Here is an 18,944-nt window from a genome sequence, read left to right as displayed (position 1 = left end):
CAAGGCACGCGCGCGCAACGGTCCCGGCCCCGGACAGGCCGGATCCCGCGCCCCGCACACTGGGTGTGCGGCACACGGGATCCGTGCGGTGCCGGGCGGGCGGGCCGTCTAGCGCGTGCCGACCGCCGCCCGGACCGCTCTGCGCGCCATCCCCGCGTCGTCGTGCAGTCGCCGCAGCAGAAGACGCTGCTCCTCGCCCGAGGAAACCGCCCCCGCCGGCAGCGGCCGGTCCGGAGCGGACGCCAGCATGGAGCGCTGCACCGCCGTCTCGCACATCCGGATCTCCCGCGTCAGCACCAGCATCAGATTGACCAGGAAGGCGTCCCGCGCCGCCGGACCCGCCGACTGCGCCAGCCGGCTGATCTGGCCGCGGGCCGCCGGGGCGTCACCCAGCACGGTCCACAGCGTGGCCAGGTCGTAGCCGGGCAGGTACCAGCCGGCGTGCTCCCAGTCGAGGAGCACCGGCCCCGCCGGGGACAGCAGCAGGTTCGACAGCAGCGCGTCACCGTGGTTGAACTGCCACGGCGTGCTCGCCGGCCGCAGCCCGTGCAGCAGCTTCTGCAGGTCCCCGTAGTCCCGGTCGGTCAGCAGGCCCAGCTCGTGGTCACGCGAGATCCGCCGCGCGTAGTCCACGGGGTGCCCGAACAGATCGGCCGGCGGCCGCCACTGGTTCACCCGGCACACGGCTCCCAGCGCGGCCCGTACGTCGGGCCGCGGCGGCGCCTCCACCGGATGCCGCTGGAGCGCGGCGACCCGGCCCGCCATCCGCTCCACCACCAGGACGCAGTTCTCCGGATCGGCGGCGATCAGCCGGGGCACGCGGACCGGCGGGCGGTGCCGGACGAACGTCCGGTACGCCGCTATTTCGTGCCGGTACCGCTCGCGCCACTCCGGCGAGTGGTCCAGTAAAACCTTCGCGACCGCGGTCATCCGTCCCGTCGTTCCGACCAGCAGGACCGACCGGCCGCTGCGCCGCAGGACCTGCACCGGGGCGAACTCGGGACAGATGCGCTGCACCGACGCGAGCGCGGTGCGCAGCTGCGCCCCCTGCGGTCCCGAAAGGTCGATCCTTCCGCTGAGGGGCTGCGGTCCGCCTCCCGGCATGCGCCGAGCCCGTACGGCGGCGCCCTGCGCCGGTACCGGCTGACGGCCCGGTTCGAGGTAGGAGCCGCCCCCCGCCTGGAGGGTGCGGTGCTGGCGGACCGGGGCGGACACGGAGGACGTTGCTGCGTACATGGCGTTTACGGTTCCCTTCGTGCGCCGACGAGTGCGTACGCCGCCCCGCCGGATCCCGTGCTTCACCCTGGGGAGTTCCGCCGGTGAACCGGGTCGGGGAGGCGCATTCCTACCTGACACCCGCCCGCAGGTGGCGAACCACGGGGCGGCGGGTGGCGAACCCTGGCGAATAGTCGCTGGGCATCTGACGGGCGGCTACTGTCAACTCAGCCGAGAACCTGGGGGCTTGACGTGAGCAAAGGTCCAAACACCCGTCTGAACGACCTGTTCGGCCTGGCCGGCTGGTCGAAGGGCGAACTCGCGAGGATGGTCAACCGGCAGGCGGCCGCGATGGGCCACCACCAACTGGCCACCGACACCTCGCGGGTGCGGCGCTGGATCGACATGGGGGAGACCCCGCGCGAGCCGGTGCCCACGGTACTGGCAGCACTGTTCACCGAGCGGCTCGGTCGTGTCGTGACCATCGAGGACCTCGGGTTCGTACGGCAGCGGCGCACCACCAGACGGCAGCCGGACGCGGTTCAGCAGAACCCCGACGGAGTGCCCTGGGCGCCCGAACGCACAGCCGCGGTCCTCACCGAATTCACGGGAATGGACCTCATGCTCAACCGTCGCGGCCTGATGGGCGCGGGAGCCGCGCTCACCGCCGGCTCAGCCCTCAGCAACGCCATGTACGACTGGCTGCACACCGAGCCCTCCGGTGCCCGGAGCGCGCGGCACTTCGGCGGCCCCCACCAGGCCGACCCGGCGGGCTACGACCGCTACGAGGCGGCGCCCATCGGCTCCCAGGAGATCGAGGCCCTGGAACGTTCCGTCGAGGTCTTCCGGGCCTGGGACGCCTCCAGGGGCGGGGGGCTCCAGCGCAAGGCCGTCGTCGGCCAGCTCAACGAGGTCGGCGGCATGCTGGCCTACCACCACCCCGACCACCTCCAGCGCAGGCTGTGGGGGGTGGCGGCCAACCTGGCGGTGCTGGCCGGCTGGATGTCGCACGACGTGGGCCTCGAACCCACCGCGCAGAAGTACTTCGTCATCGCCGCGCACGCGGCCCGCGAGGGCGGTGACCGGCCGCGCGCCGGCGAGGCCCTCTCCCGGGCCGCCCGCCAGATGGTGCACCTCGGCAAGCCGAACGAGGCCCTGGACCTGATGAAGCTGGCACAGTCCGGCTCCGGCGAGCAGACCCTGCCGCGCACCCGCGCCATGCTGCACACCATCGAGGCCTGGGCGCAGGCCGCCATGGGCAAGGGGCAGGCCATGCGCCGCACCCTGGGCGAGGCCGAGGAGCTCTTCGTCTCCGACAAGGGTGACGTACCGCCGCCCTCCTGGATGCAGCACTTCGACGAGGCCGACCTGCACGGCATGCAGGCCCTGGCCTACCGCACCCTCGCCGACCACGACGCCTCGGCGGCACCCGTCGCGGCGCGGCACGCGCGGGAGGCGCTGCGGCTGCGCGGCGACGGCTACCAGCGCTCGCAGATCTTCGACTACATCTCGATGGCCTCGGCCTGCTTCATCGCGGACGACCCCGAACAGGCCGACCGCTACGCGCGCCTCGCCCTGGTCTCGATGAACGAGACGTCCTCGCACCGGACCTGGGACCGGCTCCGCGAGATGTACCGGCTCACCGGCCAGTACGCCGGCTACGCGGGCATCGAGGAGCTGCGCGAGGAGATCAAGCTGGCCCTCCCGAACAGTCCCGCCCCCGCCGCACGCGGAGCGGCGGTCTAGGGGGCGGATGTCGTCGTGGGAGGGGTACGGCCGGGGTGCGGAAAGCCGGCGGCGGACAGGAGAACGGGAAAACGGGAGGAGGGGAGGACGGGACGGAGGAAGGGCCGCGCCGTACCGGCGCGGCCCCGCGGAAGCCCGTGCGGCGGGGAATCCCCTGCCGTCAGCCGCCGATCCGGGCGACCAGGACGCAGGCGTCGTCCTCGCGCTCGCTCTCGCCGAACTCCTCCGTGACCATCCGTACGCAGTCCCGTGCCGACCGGGCCTCCGAGAAGCGCGGCGCCAGCGCCAGCAACCGCTCGGTCCCGTCCGTCCGGCCGAACTCGATGCCGCGCGGGGTCAGTCCGTCGGTGTGCAGGACGAGCACGTCACCCGGTTCGAGCTGTTCCTCGGCCTGCCCGTACGCGGCTCCGGAGGTGGCCCCCAGCAGCACTCCCTCAGGGGACTGCAGGGGCCGGCCCTCGCCGCGCCGGAAGAGCAGGGGCGCCGGGTGTCCGGCCTGGGCCCAGGAGAGGACGCGGCGCGCGGGGTCGTAGCGGCAGCAGACGGCCGAGCCGAGGGCCGGCTGGACGGAGGTCTCCAACAGCTGGTTGAGCCAGCCCATCAGCGGGCCCGGCTCGATCCCGGCCATGGCCATCCCGCGCAGGGCGCCGAGCATCATGGCCATGCCCGAGGTGGCGGTCACCCCGTGGCCGGTGAGGTCGCCGACTGTCAGGAGGGAGCAGCCGTCGGGCAGTTCGAGCGCGTCGTACCAGTCGCCGCCGATCAGCGCGCTGGTCGCGGAGGGGAGGTAGTGCGCGGCCACGTCCATCGTGCCCGCGTTGCCGTGCGGGAACCGCAGGGATCCGCGCCACGGGGGGAGGACGGCCTCCTGGAGCTCGACCGCGAGCCGGTGTTCGGTCTGGGCGATCTCCCGCTGGCGCTGGAGCGACTCCCGGGACTCGCGCACCGCCCGCTGGCTCCGGCGCAGTTCGCTCACGTCCCGCAGCAGGGCCCACATCGAGGCCGTGCAGCCGTCGGAGTCGAGCACCGGTTCGCCCCTCATGTGCAGGGTCCGGACCCGCCCGTCGGCGCGGACGATGCGGAACTCGCCGTCTATCGGCTTGCCGTCGACCAGGCAGTCCGTGACCATCGAGGTCATCAGGGGCTGGTCCTCGGAGAACAGGGTGGAGCCGAGTTCGTCGAGGGGCAGCGGGCCCGCCTCGGGGGGCCGGCCGAAGATCTGGAAGAGCTCCTCGGACCAGGTGACCTCGTCCGTCAGCAGGTTCCACTCGGCGCTGCCGACGCGGGTCTGGCGGTCCTCCACGGCGGGCTCGGCAGGGACGGCGGGCGGCTCCGGGGGCTCGGGGGCGGGCGGGAGGCCCTCCTTGAGCTGGCCGAGGTGCTGGCCGAGGTCGTCGAGGTGGTGCACGGCGAGGTCGCACAGTGCGCGCTGCCAGCGGCCCTGCGCGTCGTCGTCGTCCACGACGGTGTCGCGGCGCACGGCGTCCACCTCGCCGCGCAGCCGGCGGGTCTGCGAGATCAGTGCGTCCACCGATCCCGGCTCGGGCGGCTGCGCGGGACGGTCCGCGTACAGGTGGGACGGCATGATGACTCCGATACAGGCGCGGCGATACAGACGCTGCTCGGTCGGGTCCCGGAGGGCGACCGGTGACGGCTGTGGACCGACTACGACTGTGGCACAGCCGGAGACTGCCTGTAAGGCGTTTGGCAACATCCGTAACGGTCTTGCTCCGGGCATATGCCGAGGGCCTTCCGGTCCTGTCCCGTCCGTACGAACGTTTCCGGTCAGCCCTGCCGGTGGTTCCCTTTCCGCTTCCGCGCGGCCCCCGCACCGGTCCCGTCGGAGTCCGCCGCTCCGTCACACCATCAGCGGCACCGGGTGGATCTCGTCGGCGGGGTGCCCCGCGCGCTCGTGGATGCGGCGGACGGCGTCGGCCGAGGGCGCCTCGGACAGGCAGTAGACCTCTCCCGAGGCGGGGTCGGCCCAGGCCCGCTCGAACTGCACCTTCTCGTCCGCCTGGATCGCCAGGTCCGCCCGGTGGGCGGCCATCGGCTCGTCCGCCGTGATGCCCTTCATCCCGTGGTGGACGTCCATGTACTTGGCCACCGCGAACACCTCCTCGTGCGTCGCCGTGTACGGGTCTGCTTCCATCGTGCGCCCATGGCCGGAAAAGGGCCCTCCGGGGGGTGGAAGTCGCTCGCACGCTCGAGGTGTACGACGCCGCCGCACCCCCGTTCCCGTCCGCACCCCGGGTCGTCCGCCCGTCAGGGGCACCACTCGAACGAAGGACCCCGTTCCGCACCACGCTTCCCACTTCTCCCCCTGATCGCTACCCTACGTGTCGGTAATGAGCCGGGGGGCGGTCCGTTCTGCGGGCCCTGGGAGGGGCGGGGACACGGCCGGATGAGCGAACAGAGCAGCGCGCCGAAGGGGCGGAGCCGGCGCTCCTTCCTGACCCACCTCGTCGCGGCGCCCACGCTGGCCCTGGTCACCCGGGCCGGAGCCGACCTGCTCGCTCCCCAGGCCGCGCACGCCGTGGTCCCGAGCCTGCCCGCCATCGCCGACGTCGTCGACCTGGGCGACCTGTTCATCCTGGCCGGCGCCCCCACCTCCGCGCTGCTGGCACTCGCCGTGGAGACGGACGGCACCGTCCGCTTCAGGCTGCCGCGCGAGGAGGTCGGCCAGGGCCTCACCACCGCCGTGGCCATGCTGGTCGCGGAGGAGCTGGACGCACCGCTGGACACGGTCCGGGTGGAACTGGACGACGCCCGGCCGGAGCTGCTGTTCAACCAGCTCACCGGGTCCTCCAACTCGATCCGCTCGCTCTACGGGCCGGTCCGCCAGTGCGCCGCCACCGCCCGGGCCCGCCTGGTCGCGGCCGCCGCCGCGCGCTGGAGCCTCTCCGCCTCCGCGCTGACCACCGCGAACGGCACCGTACGGGCCCCCGACGGCCGCACCGCGGGCTACGGCGACCTGTCCGCCGAAGCCGCCTCGCCCGTCCTGCACGTCCCGGGCGCCTCCCCGAAGCCGGCCGCGGAACACGCCCTCATCGGCACCCCGACCCGCCGGATTGACGCCCGCGCCATGGTGACCGGGGCCCAGAAGTACACCCTCGACCTCGACGTACCGGGCGCGAAGCCCTGCGTGGTGCGCCGCCCGCCCTCCGTCGGCGGCACCGTCCGCGCCGTCACCAACCTCGCCGCGGTCCGGGCCATGCCGGGCGTCCTGGACGTGGTGACCGTCAAGACCGGTGTCGCCGTCGTCGCCGAGACGTTCGGGCAGGCCCTCACCGCCAGGGCCGCCCTCACCGTCGACTGGGGACCCGGTCCGGCCGACCGGCTCTCGGACGCGCAGATCCGTACCGAGCTGAGGGCCGCCACCCCGCCGCTGCTCGTACCGCCGCTGCTCACCCCGTACGTGGACGCCGAGTTCGACTTCGCCTTCGTCAGCCACGCCCCGATGGAGACCAACTCGGCCGTCGCCGACGTCCGCGCCGACCGCGCCGAGATCTGGTCGGGGCTCAAGTCCCCCATCGTCGCCCGGCAGTCCATCGCGGCCGAGCTCGGCCTGCCGCTGGACAAGGTGAAGGTGCACGTGGTCCAGGCCGGCGGCTCCTTCGGCCGGCGGCTGTTCTTCGACGCCGCCCTGGAGGCCGCCCGGATCTCCCGGGCCTGCCGCCGCCCGGTCCGCCTGATGTGGACCCGCGTGGACGACACCCGGCACGGCCGCATGCGCCCCGCCACCCACCACCGGATCCGGGCCACCCACCTGCTCGGGGAGGTGCTCAGCTTCGAGCACCGGGTGGCCGCCGCCGAGACGGACTTCCGGCACGGGCTCGGCGAGATCATCACCGCCACCGCCGCGAGCCTGCCCGCCGGCATCGGCAACGCCACCCTCGCGCAGACCCTGTTCCACACCACGGTCAAGTCCCCGTACCACTTCGGGCTCACCACCCAGGCGCTGACCGAGGTCCCCACCGGCATCCCGACCGGGTCCTGGCGGTCGGTGTACTCGGCCAACACCCGGGGCGCCGAGGAGATCATGGTCGACGAGCTGGCCGCGGCCACCGGCAAGGACCCGTACCGCTTCCGGCGCACCTTCCTGAAGACCGACGCCCAGCGCGCCGTGCTCGACAAGGCCGCCGCCGAGGGGCAGTGGGGCCGGGCCCTGCCGGCCGGCTGCGCGCAGGGCATCGCCTTCCACGAGGAGTACAAGTCGCGCACCGCGTGCCTCGTGGAGATCGACGCCCGCGACCGGGAACGCGTCCGCGTCACCAAGGCGGTCATCGCCGTCGACGTGGGCCTGCCCGTCAACCCGCGCGGCCTGGAGGCCCAGATGATCGGCGGCCTCACCGACGCGATCTCCACCACCCTGCGGGCCGGACTGCACCTCGACAAGGGGCTGCCCCTGGAGGGCAGTTACAGCCAGTTCCACTGGGCGCAGCAGCGCGACACCCCCCGTGACGTGCGGGTCTTCGTCCTTCCGGCCACCGGTGCCGAGCCGGGCGGCGCGGGGGAGCTCGGGGTGCCCGCCGCCGTGGGCGCCATCGCCAACGCCTGGGCCCGGGCCACCGGTTCCAAGCCCCGCAGCTTCCCCCTCGACTTCGACGTCGACTTCACCCCCCACCCGCGCTGACCGCTGGAGTACGCCGCCGTGCCTCTGCACACCTTCACCGTCAACGGCCGCAGCGTCACCGTCGACGCCCCGGACGACCTCCCGCTGCTGTGGGTGCTCCGCGACATGCTGGGTGTCACGGGCCCCAAGTACGGTTGCGGGGTGGACGTCTGCAAGGCCTGCACCAGCCACCTCGACGGCGCCGACGTCCGCCCGTGCGTGGTTCCCGTCTCCGCCTGCGCCGGCAGGCAGGTCACCACCATCGAGGGGCTGGCCGACGGCGACCGGCTGCACCCCGTGCAGGAGGCGTGGCTCGAGCAGGACGTCGCCCAGTGCGGCTTCTGCCAGCCGGGGCAGATCATGGCCGCGGTGGCCCTGCTCAAGCGGACGGCCGAGCCCACCGACGAGGACATCGACGCCATCGCCAACATCTGCCGCTGCGGGACCTACTTCCGCATCCGCGAGGCCATCAAGGCCGCGGCCGCCAGGATGTGACGGCCGCCGGGACGTGACGGCCGCCGGGACGTGAGGGCCGCCGGGACGTGAGGGCCGGCCCGCGCGGGCGTCCGGTCCGTCCGTTCCGGCCGCGCGCGGAACCCCTGAGCCCCCGGAACCCCCGCAGGACCGCCACTGGGCCGTTCGGCGCAGCGCTCCGCGCCGGGACACAGCCCCGCGGCACGGGTAACCCCCGATATCCGGCAGAAATGGATGATCATGCCGGAATGAGGCGAATCAATGCGAAACGCGTGCTGGTCGGCGAGCCACTCGACAGCGCGCGCCTGGGCGAGACCCTGCTGCCCAAACGGCTCGCGCTGCCGGTCTTCTGCAGTGACCCGCTCTCCTCCGTGGCCTACGCCACCGAGGAGATCCTGCTGATCCTCGCCCTCGGCGGAGTCGCCCTGCTCCACCTCGCCTGGTACGCGGCAGCCGCCATCGTCTTCCTGCTGGTGGTCGTCGTCGCCTCCTACCGGCAGACCTGCCACGCCTACCCCGGCGGCGGGGGCGCCTACGTCGTCAGCCGCGAGAACCTCGGCCCCACCGCCGCCCTCACGGCCGCCAGCGCCCTGCTCGTCGACTACGTGATGACGGTCGCCGTCTCCGTCGTCTCCGGGGTCGCCGCCATCACCTCGGCGGTCCCCGCCCTCGACGGCCACCGGGTGCTGCTGTCCGTCGGCTTCGTGGCGCTGCTGACGCTGATGAACCTGCGCGGCGTACGGGAGTCGGGGCGCGTCTTCGCCGTACCCACCTACGGGTTCGTCCTGGTCGTCTACCTGATGTTCGCCGTCGCCGCCGTCCGGCTCGCCACCGGCGACACCATCCGGGCCGAGTCCGCCGGCCTCCCGATCACCGCCGCGGGTACCTACACCGGCCTCGCCGTGGTGTTCCTCGCCCTGCGCGCCTTCGCCTCCGGCTGCACGGCCCTCACCGGCGTCGAGGCCATCAGCAACGGCGTCCCCGCCTTCCGGAAGCCCAAGGCCCGGAACGCCGCGACCACCCTGGCCGTCATGGGGGTGCTGTCCGTGACCATGTTCGCCGGGATCACCGCCCTCGCCATGGCGTACCACGTCCACTCCGCCGCCGACCCCACCGAACTGGGCCTGCCCGCCGGGACCCCCATGTCCACGGCGCTGGCCCAGATCGGCCGCGCTACCTTCGGGAGCTGGCACTTCCTCTTCTACCTGCTCCAGGCCGTCACCGCCGGGGTGCTCGTCCTGGCCGCGAACACCGCCTTCAACGGCTTCCCGATGCTGGCCTCGATCCTCGCCCGGGACCGGTACGCGCCCCGTCAGCTCTTCAACCGCGGCGACCGGCTCGTCTACTCCAACGGCGTCGTCCTGCTGGCGCTCGCCGCGATCGCGCTGATCGTCGCCTTCGACGCCGAACTCACCCGCCTCATCCAGCTCTACATCATCGGAGTCTTCGTCTCCTTCACCCTCTCCCAGTCCGGCATGGTCCGGCACTGGCGGCGCGAACTCGCCTCCCCCGCCACACCGCGGCCCGAGCGCGTCCACATCCACCGCCGCCTCGCCATCAACGCCGTGGGCGCGGTCCTCACCGCCCTGGTGCTGGTCATCGTCCTGGTCACCAAGTTCACGCACGGAGCCTGGCTGGTCGTCATCGCGATGCCGGCCCTCTTCCTCGGCATGAAAGGGGTGCGCCGCCACTACGACCAGGTCGCCCGCCAGGTGGCCGTCGCCCCGGGCGCCGGACCCCGCGGGCTCTCCCGCCACCACGTCGTCGTCCTCGTCTCCCAGGTGCACGCCCCGACGCTCAAGGCCCTCGGCTACGCCCAGGGGCTGCGGCCCGACACCCTCGGCGCCCTCTCCGTCGCCGCCGACGAGGAGGACTCCCGGCGCCTGCGCGAGTCCTGGGCGGAACACGCCCCGGGGATCCCGCTCACGGTCCTGCACTCGCCCTACCGGGAGGTGACCGGGCCGGTCATGGAGTACATCGAGGAGGCGGCGGCCGCCGAGGGGACGGACGCGCTGTCGGTGGTGATCCCCGAGTACGTGGTCGGGCACTGGTGGGAGCAGCCCCTGCACAACCAGAACGCGCTGCGGCTGAAGGCGCGGCTGCTGTTCACGCCGGGGGTGGCGGTGATCGACGTGCCGTACCTGCTGGAGTCGGCCCGGCCGGAGCCGCAGGCCCCGGCGGGACGGCCGGAGTAGCCCCGGCGGGGGAGGCGACCTGGGCCGCCGCCGCGTGGGCCAGGGCCAGTTCCACCACGTGGGCCGGGTCCGAGAGCGCGCGGCCGGTGAGGCGCTCCAGCCGGCGCAGCCGGTTGGAGACGGTGTTGCGGTGGCAGTACAGCCGCTGGGCGGCGTGCGTGGTCGACCCCTGGCAGGCCAGCCAGGTGCCCAGCGTGGTCAGCAGCACCCGGGCCTCCTCCGACTCGAGTTCCAGCACCGGCCCCAGCACCACCCGCCGCAGCCGGCCCGCGAGTTCCGGATCGGCCGCCACCAGCGCCGCCGGGAGCCGTTCGTCCAGCAGGGCGGCCCCGGGTGCGGCGGACGGCGGGGCGGCGCGCAGGGCGAGGACCGCCAGCCGGCGGGCCCCGGCCAGTCCGGCCGGGGTCCCCACCACCGGGCTGACCCCGGCACGGACGGCGAGCGGGGCGAGCAGACGGCGCAGGGACTCCAGCGGGTGGTGTCCCAGGTCGGCGAGGCCGGTCTCCCCGTCCGCCCGGATCCGCCAGAGCAGGCGCGGGAAGTCCGGTCCCGCCTCCGGTCCGCCGCCGCCGGGGCGCGCCGGGCCGCCCGCGCCGTCCGGCCCGAGCACGACCACGGCGAACCGCCCCCGCTCCGGCAGCCCCAGCCGCGCGGCCGCCTCCGCCACCGGGCCCGAGCCGTCGAGCAGCGCGTCCAGCAGGGCGGCCCGGCGCTCCCGTTCGCGCTCGCCCCGCCCGGCCTCCGCGGGCCGGTACGCCTCCGAGGCGGCCTCCGTCATCTGGTCCAGTACGTCCCACAGCGCGCCCGCCGCGGGCAGCAGCCGCAGCAGCGCCGCCCGGTCGTGAGCGGTCACCGCCTCGGTCAGGCTCTGCCACAGCAGCCGTCCGCCGTACCGGTAGGCGCGCCGGAGCGAGTCGAGCGGCAGTCCCCGGCCGGCGGCCAGGGCGCCGGTGGCGCGGGCGCCGGACAGCTCGACGGGCAGCCCCCGGGAGCCGCGGACCAGGCCGTCGACGGCCTGGTGGAGGGTGCGGTGGATCAGCTCGCGCAGCTCGGCCCGCCCGGTCGGGGCGGCGCAGGCGGGATCCTCGGCAAGCGTCCGGTCGGTGAGCCGGTCCGCCGCGACGGCGATCCGGCGGCTCAGGTCCTCGCGTATCTCCTCGATGATCCGGTCCATGACGGGCAGGGTGGCACGGGGGAGGGGGCCGTGGGGAGGGTCCGGAGGCCGGTGGTCCGCTAGCGTGTGCTGAGTACTGTGGGTGCAGTGCTCACGAGTGCGCGCCCCGCCACCGCGACACCCGGGAACCGCCATGCGCCAGAATCCGCAGCGCCGAGCCGCGCTCCTCGACGCCGCCATCGAGGTCCTGGCCCGCGAGGGCTCCCGGGGTCTGACCCTGCGTGCCGTGGACGCCGAGGCCGGGGTGCCCACCGGAACCGCCTCCAACTACTTCGCCAACCGGGGCCAGCTGCTGGTGCAGATCCTGCACCGCACCCGCGAACGCCTCACCCCCGGCCCCGACGAGCTGGCCGGCCCCCTCGACACCAAGGTGCTGCTCGGCCGGCTGCTCGGGCGGATCCGCCGCGAGCGCAGCGTGCACACCGCCGTCCTGGAACTGCGTCTGGAAGCCACCCGCAGGCCCGAACTCCAGGCGGAGCTCTCCGCGTTCCTCGCCGCCGAGCTGGAGGAGAACATCGCCTGGCACCTGGACGCGGGCCTGCCCGGCGACCGGGCGGGCGTGGTGCTGCTCTACCTCGCGATGCAGGGCCTGATCGTGGACGACCTCACCATCCCGGCCCTGCTCGAGGCGCACCCCGTCGACGACCTCCTCGGGGTGATGGTGGAGCGGCTGCTGCCGGACGGCTCGGCGGGCTGAGCGGCCCGACCGGCCGGGCGGCCCCGTGCGGCACGCCGCTGGATCCCCGTCTTGATCAAAAACGGACGGGTTCCGGCCAAGCTGCCATGCCCGACCGCGCATGTTCCAGCGGAAAATGCCAGAACGCCCTTTCGCAGTGTGGAACTTGAGTAAGTTCCCTCCTGTCACGCCGTACGACCGTGCGATCAGCACGTCCGGCCGGGAGGGGAGCCCGCGGTGCCTGGGATCGACGAATGCCTGCTCGAAGCCATGGCCCTGCCCGGTGCGCGGGGCGCCGCGCTGGTCGACTGGAGCAGCGGGCTGGCCCTCGGCACCGCCGGAGACTCGCCCGTCGGCGACCATGAGACCACAGCCGCCGAGACCGCGGAACTGGCCCGCGCGGCAGCCGAGTACGAGTCCTTCGCGCCCGGCCCGGACGACGCGGGCGCCCCCGGCCCGCCCGTGGAGGACCTGATCGTCACCACGCGCACCGGCTACCACGTGCTGCGCTTCGTCGAGACGAGCTTCGACAGCAGCGTCTTCCTGCACCTGTGGCTCGACCGCACCGACGGCAACCTCGCCCTCGCCCGGCACCGACTCCGCGCCCTCGCCGAAGGACTGGTCCTGAGATGACCACCGCCACCGCCACCGCCGTCTCCCCGCTGCTCACCCGGCTCGCCGCCGAGCGCGCCACCGGCGCCCTGCTGCGCGACCGGGGCACCCTCTTCCTGGAGGACGGCCGCGTCGTGCACGCCGAGAGCCCCGCCACCCCCGGTCTCGCCGTGCTGCTCACCACCGGCGGGGGCCTCGCCCCCGAGCGCTGGACCGAGGCCGTGAACGAGGCCGGTGCCCGCCGCCAGGTGGGCCGCTTCCTCGTCGACAACCGCCGGCTGGCCGGGGGCGAACTCGAGATCTGCCACCTCGCGGCCATCTACGACGCGGCCTTCTTCGCGCTCTCCCCGGGCAGCGGCCCCTCGCGGTTCCGCCGCGGCGCCACCCACTGGATCGGCCCGGTCCGCTCCGTTCCGGCGGCCGCCGTGGAGCGGGAAACCGCCCGCCGCCGCGAACTGCTGGACGCGGTGTGGCCCTACCCCCTGCTCGACGTCTCCCCGGTGGTGCCCAGGACGGCCGCCCCCGGGCAGACCGTCACCGCCCGGCAGAGGCTCCTGCTCGAGCAGGCGGACGGCGTACGGACCCCCGCCGACCTCGCGTGGGCGCTGGGCCGGCCCGCCTTCCACACCCTGCTCGAGGTACGAAGACTCGCGGCCGCGGGCCTCGTGGAGACCCCGCACCCCACGGCGCCGCCCGCCGCGCCGGTCCCCGTACCCCTGCCCGACTGGATGACCCAGGCCCACCCCCCGGACGTGGCACTGCTCCGCCGGTTACGCGACGCACTGGAGGCAAGCCTGTGAGGCTCCCGCTGCGACCGGTCCTACGAGCCGACCGCTCCGAGCGCAGGCAGTCCGAGGAGAGGCGGCCCGGAGAGAGGAAGGCCGACATGACCCCACCGATGCTGCCCGCCGGGGCCGAAGCCGACGTACTCGCCGAACTCCGGCGGCTGCGGGCCCGCGTACCCCAGCTCACCGGGGTGCTCGCCGCCAGCGCGGACGGCCTGGTGCTCGCCCAGGAGAGTGCCGCCGTCGAGGCCGAGTCCCTCGCGGCGCTGACCGCGGCCGCCCTCGGCGTGGCCCAGCGGCTCAGTGACTGCACCGGGCAGGGCGGCTTCCGGGAACTGCTCGTGCGCGGCGAGCACGGGTACGTCGCCACCTACGCCGCGGGGGACGCGGCCGTCCTCACCCTGATCGCGGAGCCGCGCGTCAACGTCGGCCGCCTCCACCTGGAGGCCCGCCGCTCCACCCTGCGCATCACCGAGCTCATGGACCACGGTCTCGGCCGGCGCGGACCCGAGGCGCCGCCCGCGGCCGCCGCTGAGGCGCCGCCCGCGGCCGCCCTACCCCCGGAGCACGCTCCGGAGCACCACCCCTGACCTTCTCGAGAGCAAACAAGTACGACGCGAAAGCGAATCCCCGGCCCGTCCCGGTGCGGGCGACTGCAGAAAGAGGAAGAACCCCATGATCAATGTGGAGACCGCTCTCAAGGAAGCCGCCGGCATCGAGGGCACCCTCGGCGCGGCCCTGGTCGACTACGGCAGTGGCATGCCCCTCGGCACCGTCGGCGGGAGCAAGGACCTGGACCTGGCGGTGGCCGCCGCGGGCAACACGGACGTGGTCCGGGCCAAGGTCCGCACGATGGAGATGCTCGGCCTGAAGGACGAGATCGAGGACATCCTGATCACGCTCGGCAACCAGTACCACCTGATCAGGCTGCTGAAGGGGCGGGCCGGCGAGGGGTTCTTCCTGTACCTCGCCCTCGACCGCGGCAGGGCCAATCTGGCCATGGCGCGGCTCCAGCTGAAGAAGATCGAAGCGGATCTGGACATCTGACGGAGGCCTCGGGACCGTGACGGCGCGGTGGCGGGCGGCGGAATTCTTTGCTGTCCGCCCCGCGGACCAGGTGATATGTCCGGGATGGGCGGACTTTATCATCCCGTTACAGAGTAAGATGCTGTAATCAACTGATCTTCGAGCCCGTCGATAAAGCCATAAACGCTGGAGAACCCGTCACCCATGCCCCCGCGCCTGAGCATCGTCGTACCCGTCTACAACGTCGAGCTCTATCTCGACGAGTGCCTGGAATCCATAGCAGCTCAGACGTTCGACGACTTCGAGGTCGTGATCGTCGACGACGGGTCCACCGACACCAGTGCGGTGATCGCCAAGGCCTTCGCTGAGCGTGACAAACGGTTCCGGGTGGTCCTCCAGGAGAACGCCGGCCTCGGTGCCGCGCGGAACGTGGGCTTCCGGCACGCGGCGCCGGGCAGCGAGTACATAGCCTTCGTCGACAGCGACGACACCATGCCGCCGTACGCCTACCAGCGGATGATCGACTCCCTGGACGAGACCGGCTCCGACTTCGCGGCCGGCAACGTCACCCGTTTCCGCTCCGTCGGCATGCAGCAGTCCTGGGGCCACCGCGTCGCGTTCGCGAACGACCGCCCCAAGACCCACATCTCGAAGTTCCCGCCGCTGGTCACCGACCGCACCGCGTGGAACAAGGTCTACCGCCGCAGCTTCTGGGAGGAGCACGGCTTCCAGTACCCGGAAGGCATCCTCTACGAGGACGCCCCGGTCAGCATCCCCGCGCACTACTTCGCCAAGAGCGTCGACGTCATCAGCGACGTCGTCTACCACTGGCGGGTCCGCGAGACCGGCGAGCGCTCCATCACCCAGCGCTCCACCGACCCGGTCTCCGTCATCGACCGCGTCACCTCGGTCCGGCTGGTCCGCGAGGCCCTGCTCGCCAAGCCGGGCGAGAAGTACGCCCGCTACCTGCGCGAGTACGACCACAACGTGCTCAGCGAGGAACTGCCCCTCATCTACAAGTACGTCGGCGAGGGCGGCCCCGACTTCCGCGCCGCCTTCGTCAAGGAGGTCGGCGGCCTCATCCGGGAGATCGGCACCGGGCCGTGGAACGACCTGACCGTCGCGGACCGGCTCAAGGCCTACCTGGCCCGCGAGGGCCGCGTCGAGGAGTTCATCGCCCTCACGCACCACCAGCGCGACTTCAGCTACAGCGTGCCCGTCAAGGGACTGGCCCGCCCGCAGGCCGACTACCCCTTCCTCAAGGCACCGGTACCCCCCAAGCTGCTGACCCTCGGCACGCGCGAGCGCCGCGTCGTCAGCCGCCTCGAGCAGGCGGTCTGGAGCGACGGCAAGCTGCTGCTGCGCGGCTACGCCGTGCCCGGGCACCTGGGAGCCGAGAGCCGCCTCGGCTCGCGCAAGATGCTGGTCTTCCGCGAGCAGGGCAAGCGCCGCCGCACCGTCGTCGGCGCCCGCACCGTCGCCTCCCCGATGGCCACCGTGAACACCCCGCACCTCGCCCTGCGGCACGCCGACTGGGCCGGCTTCACCGCCGTCGTCGACCCCACCGCCTTCCAGTCGGGCGGCAAGTGGCACGAGGGCGTGTGGACCACCTCCATCGCCGTCACCGGCGCCGGAGGCCTGCACCGGGCCCGCCTCCGGGGCGGCGAGCACGACAGCGGAATGACCCCGCCCGCCCACTGGGCCACCCCCGACGTCCGCATCCTGCCGACCGTCGCGGGCTCCCTCACCATCCGCGTCGAGATCGTCCGGGCCCGCGTCCTGGACGTCCGCCGCCACGAGGACGACCTCGAACTCGTCGGCGAGCTCGCCGCCGAGGTCGGTGCCGGCGCCACCCTGCACGCCGAGCACGCCCTCACCGGTACGTCCTTCAGCGTCCCGCTGACCACCGGCGCCACCACCGCCGGCGGCCGCACCGCCTTCACCGCGGTCGTGCCGCTCGCCGAGCTGGCCGCCGTGCCGGCCGCCGAGACGCAGCCCGGCGGCTGGAGCCCCGAGCCGTGGAACCTCACCGTCGTCCGCGCCGACGGCACCAGCCACCCCCTGGCCCACGACGAGCGCGGCGGCTTCGCCGGGCTCGCCGTACCGCTCCCCGGCACCGGCGGAGAGCGCGCCGTCTTCGCCAAGCGCGGGATCAGCGGAGAGCTCGTCCTCTCCGTCCAGCCGACCCCGCCGCTGGTCGACTCCGTCACCGCGCGCGACGGTACGCTGACCCTGAGCGGCACCTTCGTCGCCCCGGACGCCGCCGCCGACGAAGCGTACGAACTGGTCTTCCACGACCAGCACGGCACGGAGTTCTGCTACCCCGTCACCCGTGACGGCGACCGCTTCGAGGCCTCCTTCGAGCCCGTGCTGCCCGAGCCCTACGCCGGCCGCACCACCATCCCGCAGGGCCGCTGGTGGCCCACCCTGCGCCCGGTCGCGCAGGGCGGCACCACCGCGGGCCTCCTCGGCGTCGACCGCGGTGCTCCCGTCCAGCTGATCGCGCCCGCCCTGGGCTCCGGCCCGCACGCCGTCACGGTCCTGGGCCGGCGGATGCGCGTCGAAGCCCGCCTGCGCGACCGCATGGTCCTGGTCAGCGACCCGCTGCTGAGCCCGCGCGACCGCTCCCGCCACGCCCAGCGCATCGCCCGCGACGAGACCTACCCGGCCCAGCGCCGGCTGCCGGTCAAGGACATGGTCGTCTACGACACCTTCCAGGGCCACGCCGCCGGCGACTCCCCCCGCGCCATCCACGAGGAACTGCTGCGCCGGGGCGAGAAGCTCGAGCACGTCTGGCTGGTCCGCGACGGCCGGGCCGAGGTCCCGCCGACCGCGCGCGCCGTCCAGTACGACAGCCTGGAGGCCTGGGAGGTGCTGGCCCGCGCCCGGTACTACGTCGTCAACGACAGCGTGCCGTCGCACTTCCTGCGCCGCCCCGGCCAGACCGTCGTACAGACCTGGCACGGCACCCCGATCAAGCAGATCGGCTACGACTACACGCACGACTACTACACCAGCCCCGAGGTGCTGGAGGGCCTGCGGCACGACAGCGCCCAGTGGACGCTGCTCGCCTCCCCGAGCTCCTACGCCACCACCGTCCTCAAGCGGGCGCTCGGCTACGAGGGCGAGGTCGTCGAGTTCGGCAGCCCGCGCACGGACGCCCTCGTACGCCCGGACGCCGAGCGGATCGCGGAGGTCCGGCGGCGCCTCGGCCTGCCGGAGGGCAAGAAAGTCGTCCTGTACATGCCCACCTGGCGCGAGAACCGCGAGGGCTTCAGCGGCGGCTACAAGCTCGACCTGCGCATCGACCTGGACGCGGCACGCCGTGAGCTGGGCGAGGACCACGTCCTGCTGGTCCGCGGCCACTACCGGGTGAACGAGCAGCTCCGCGACGGGGTGCGCGACGGTTTCGCCATCGACGTCTCGCGCTGGCCCGACACCACGGACCTGCTGCTCGTCGCCGACGTCCTGATCTCGGACTACTCCTCCGCGCTCTTCGACTTCGCGCTGACCGACCGGCCGATCCTGCTGTTCACGTACGACCTCGAGCACTACCGCGACACCCTGCGCGGCTTCACCTTCGACCTGGAGGAGAAGGCCCCCGGCCCGCTGCTGGCGGACTCGGCGAGCCTGATCGAGGCCGTGCGCAACGCCGACACGGTGGGCGCCGAGTACGCGGCCGCGCGGGCCGCCTTCCGCGCCGAGTTCTGCGACCTCGACGAGGGCCGGGCGGCCGAGCGGGTCGTCGACCGCATGCTGGAGATGTAGCCCGCACGGGTGAACGTACGGACCGGTCCCGCGCCCACGATGAATTTCGGGCGCGGGACCGGTCTGTAGGTGAGGGACGGCGTTCCAGCCCCCCTCACCCACACGTCCGGAGGCAGTCATGACCACCCAGGGCTTCACCACGTGTCTGTGGTTCGACGGCGAGGCGGAGGCCGCCGCCGCCTACTACCTCTCCGTCTTCAAGGACGGCCGCATCCTGCGCACCTCGCGCTACACCGAGGCGGGCCCGGGGCCCGTCGGTTCGGTGCTGGTCGTCGAGTTCGAGATCAACGGCCAGAAGTTCGTCGCGCTCAACGGCGGACCCGAGTTCCACTTCAGCGAGGCGATCTCCTTCCAGATCCACTGCTCCGACGAAGCGGAAGCGGACTACTACTACGACGCGCTGACCAGGGACGGCGGCCGCGAATCCGCCTGCGGCTGGGTCAAGGACCGGTTCGGGGTCTCCTGGCAGGTCATCCCGCCCGGCGCCATCGACCTGCTGGACGACGCGGACCCGGGCCGCGCCGCCCGCGCCACGGCGGCCATGCTGCGGATGCAGAAGCTGGACGTGGCCGAGATGCGCAGGGCGGCCGACGCGGGTTAGGCACCGCTTCTGTCGCCTGACCGTGCGGGGTCGGTACCGGGTGACCAGCACAGGTTG

15 protein-coding genes are annotated in these 18,944 nt (G+C 73.3%); 11 read left to right on the top strand and 4 right to left on the bottom strand.

The genetic code is table 11. The features are described 5' to 3' along the window. Positions 1-108: 108 nt before the first annotated feature. On the bottom strand, positions 109-1,236 hold the full coding sequence (locus ACZ514_RS24640) for an aminoglycoside phosphotransferase family protein (protein ID WP_469125668.1): 1,128 nt from the start codon (positions 1,234-1,236) through the stop codon (positions 109-111). Between the two features lie 231 nt (positions 1,237-1,467). Between ACZ514_RS24640 and ACZ514_RS24635 the strand changes: the two genes are divergently transcribed. Further along, a complete protein-coding gene (locus tag ACZ514_RS24635; RefSeq protein ID WP_469125667.1) occupies positions 1,468-2,961 on the top strand; it encodes a DNA-binding protein NsdB in 1,494 nt (497 codons plus the stop codon). Between the two features lie 160 nt (positions 2,962-3,121). On the opposite strand, the gene ACZ514_RS24630 is transcribed toward ACZ514_RS24635, so the two are convergent. Beyond that, positions 3,122-4,546, bottom strand: a complete 1,425-nt coding sequence (locus ACZ514_RS24630; protein ID WP_469125666.1) for a PP2C family protein-serine/threonine phosphatase — start codon at positions 4,544-4,546, stop codon at positions 3,122-3,124. 273 nt (positions 4,547-4,819) lie between these two features. Then, entirely contained in the window at positions 4,820-5,068 is a 249-nt protein-coding gene (locus ACZ514_RS24625) for an SCO4226 family nickel-binding protein (protein WP_469125722.1), read from the bottom strand. Positions 5,069-5,365: 297 nt separating this feature from the next. Between ACZ514_RS24625 and ACZ514_RS24620 the strand changes: the two genes are divergently transcribed. From ACZ514_RS24620 to ACZ514_RS24610, 3 genes are all read left to right on the top strand, one after another. Beyond that, entirely contained in the window at positions 5,366-7,597 is a 2,232-nt protein-coding gene (locus tag ACZ514_RS24620; RefSeq protein WP_469125665.1) for a xanthine dehydrogenase family protein molybdopterin-binding subunit, read from the top strand. A gap of 18 nt (positions 7,598-7,615) precedes the next feature. Next, positions 7,616-8,071 (top strand): (2Fe-2S)-binding protein, encoded by a 456-nt coding sequence (locus tag ACZ514_RS24615; RefSeq protein WP_468166049.1) that lies wholly within the window; start codon positions 7,616-7,618, stop codon positions 8,069-8,071. Positions 8,072-8,298: 227 nt separating this feature from the next. Then, positions 8,299-10,245 carry an APC family permease gene (locus ACZ514_RS24610; RefSeq protein WP_469125664.1) on the top strand — a complete coding sequence of 649 codons (1,947 nt, stop codon included), beginning with the start codon at positions 8,299-8,301 and terminating at the stop codon, positions 10,243-10,245. On the opposite strand, the gene ACZ514_RS24605 is transcribed toward ACZ514_RS24610, so the two are convergent. Beyond that, entirely contained in the window at positions 10,157-11,419 is a 1,263-nt protein-coding gene (locus ACZ514_RS24605) for a PucR family transcriptional regulator (RefSeq protein WP_469125663.1), read from the bottom strand. The two genes, ACZ514_RS24610 and ACZ514_RS24605, sit on opposite strands and share 89 nt — an antisense overlap. Before the next feature lie 133 nt (positions 11,420-11,552). On the opposite strand from ACZ514_RS24605, the gene ACZ514_RS24600 reads away from it, so the two are divergent. The 7 genes from ACZ514_RS24600 to ACZ514_RS24570 all read left to right on the top strand — a co-directional run bounded on the left by ACZ514_RS24600 (position 11,553) and on the right by ACZ514_RS24570 (position 18,887). Further along, positions 11,553-12,116 (top strand): TetR/AcrR family transcriptional regulator, encoded by a 564-nt coding sequence (locus ACZ514_RS24600; RefSeq protein ID WP_468166055.1) that lies wholly within the window; start codon positions 11,553-11,555, stop codon positions 12,114-12,116. A 216-nt stretch (positions 12,117-12,332) separates the two neighbouring features. After that, complete coding sequence (locus tag ACZ514_RS24595; RefSeq protein WP_362467359.1) at positions 12,333-12,728, top strand: hypothetical protein; 396 nt, start codon at positions 12,333-12,335, stop codon at positions 12,726-12,728. Beyond that, entirely contained in the window at positions 12,725-13,507 is a 783-nt protein-coding gene (locus ACZ514_RS24590) for a transcriptional regulator (protein WP_469125662.1), read from the top strand. The genes ACZ514_RS24595 and ACZ514_RS24590 overlap by 4 nt, the downstream gene beginning before the upstream one ends. 98 nt (positions 13,508-13,605) lie before the next feature. Then, positions 13,606-14,082: a roadblock/LC7 domain-containing protein gene (locus tag ACZ514_RS24585; protein ID WP_469125721.1), complete on the top strand. Its 477-nt coding sequence runs from the start codon at positions 13,606-13,608 to the stop codon at positions 14,080-14,082. A gap of 85 nt (positions 14,083-14,167) precedes the next feature. Then, the gene (locus ACZ514_RS24580; RefSeq protein WP_467883846.1) at positions 14,168-14,539 is read left to right on the top strand and encodes a hypothetical protein; all 372 of its coding nucleotides are present in this window, start codon (positions 14,168-14,170) and stop codon (positions 14,537-14,539) included. Between the two features lie 183 nt (positions 14,540-14,722). Then, positions 14,723-18,286 (top strand): bifunctional glycosyltransferase/CDP-glycerol:glycerophosphate glycerophosphotransferase, encoded by a 3,564-nt coding sequence (locus tag ACZ514_RS24575; RefSeq protein WP_468166061.1) that lies wholly within the window; start codon positions 14,723-14,725, stop codon positions 18,284-18,286. A gap of 118 nt (positions 18,287-18,404) precedes the next feature. Continuing rightward, positions 18,405-18,887 carry a VOC family protein gene (locus ACZ514_RS24570; protein ID WP_468696520.1) on the top strand — a complete coding sequence of 161 codons (483 nt, stop codon included), beginning with the start codon at positions 18,405-18,407 and terminating at the stop codon, positions 18,885-18,887. The last annotated feature ends 57 nt before the right edge of the window (positions 18,888-18,944 follow it).

It is taken from the genome of Streptomyces sp. NPDC034086, from assembly GCF_055575515.1.
The sequence above is the reverse complement of the archived record's forward strand: the minus strand, read 5'-3'. Positions and strand labels throughout refer to the sequence as shown.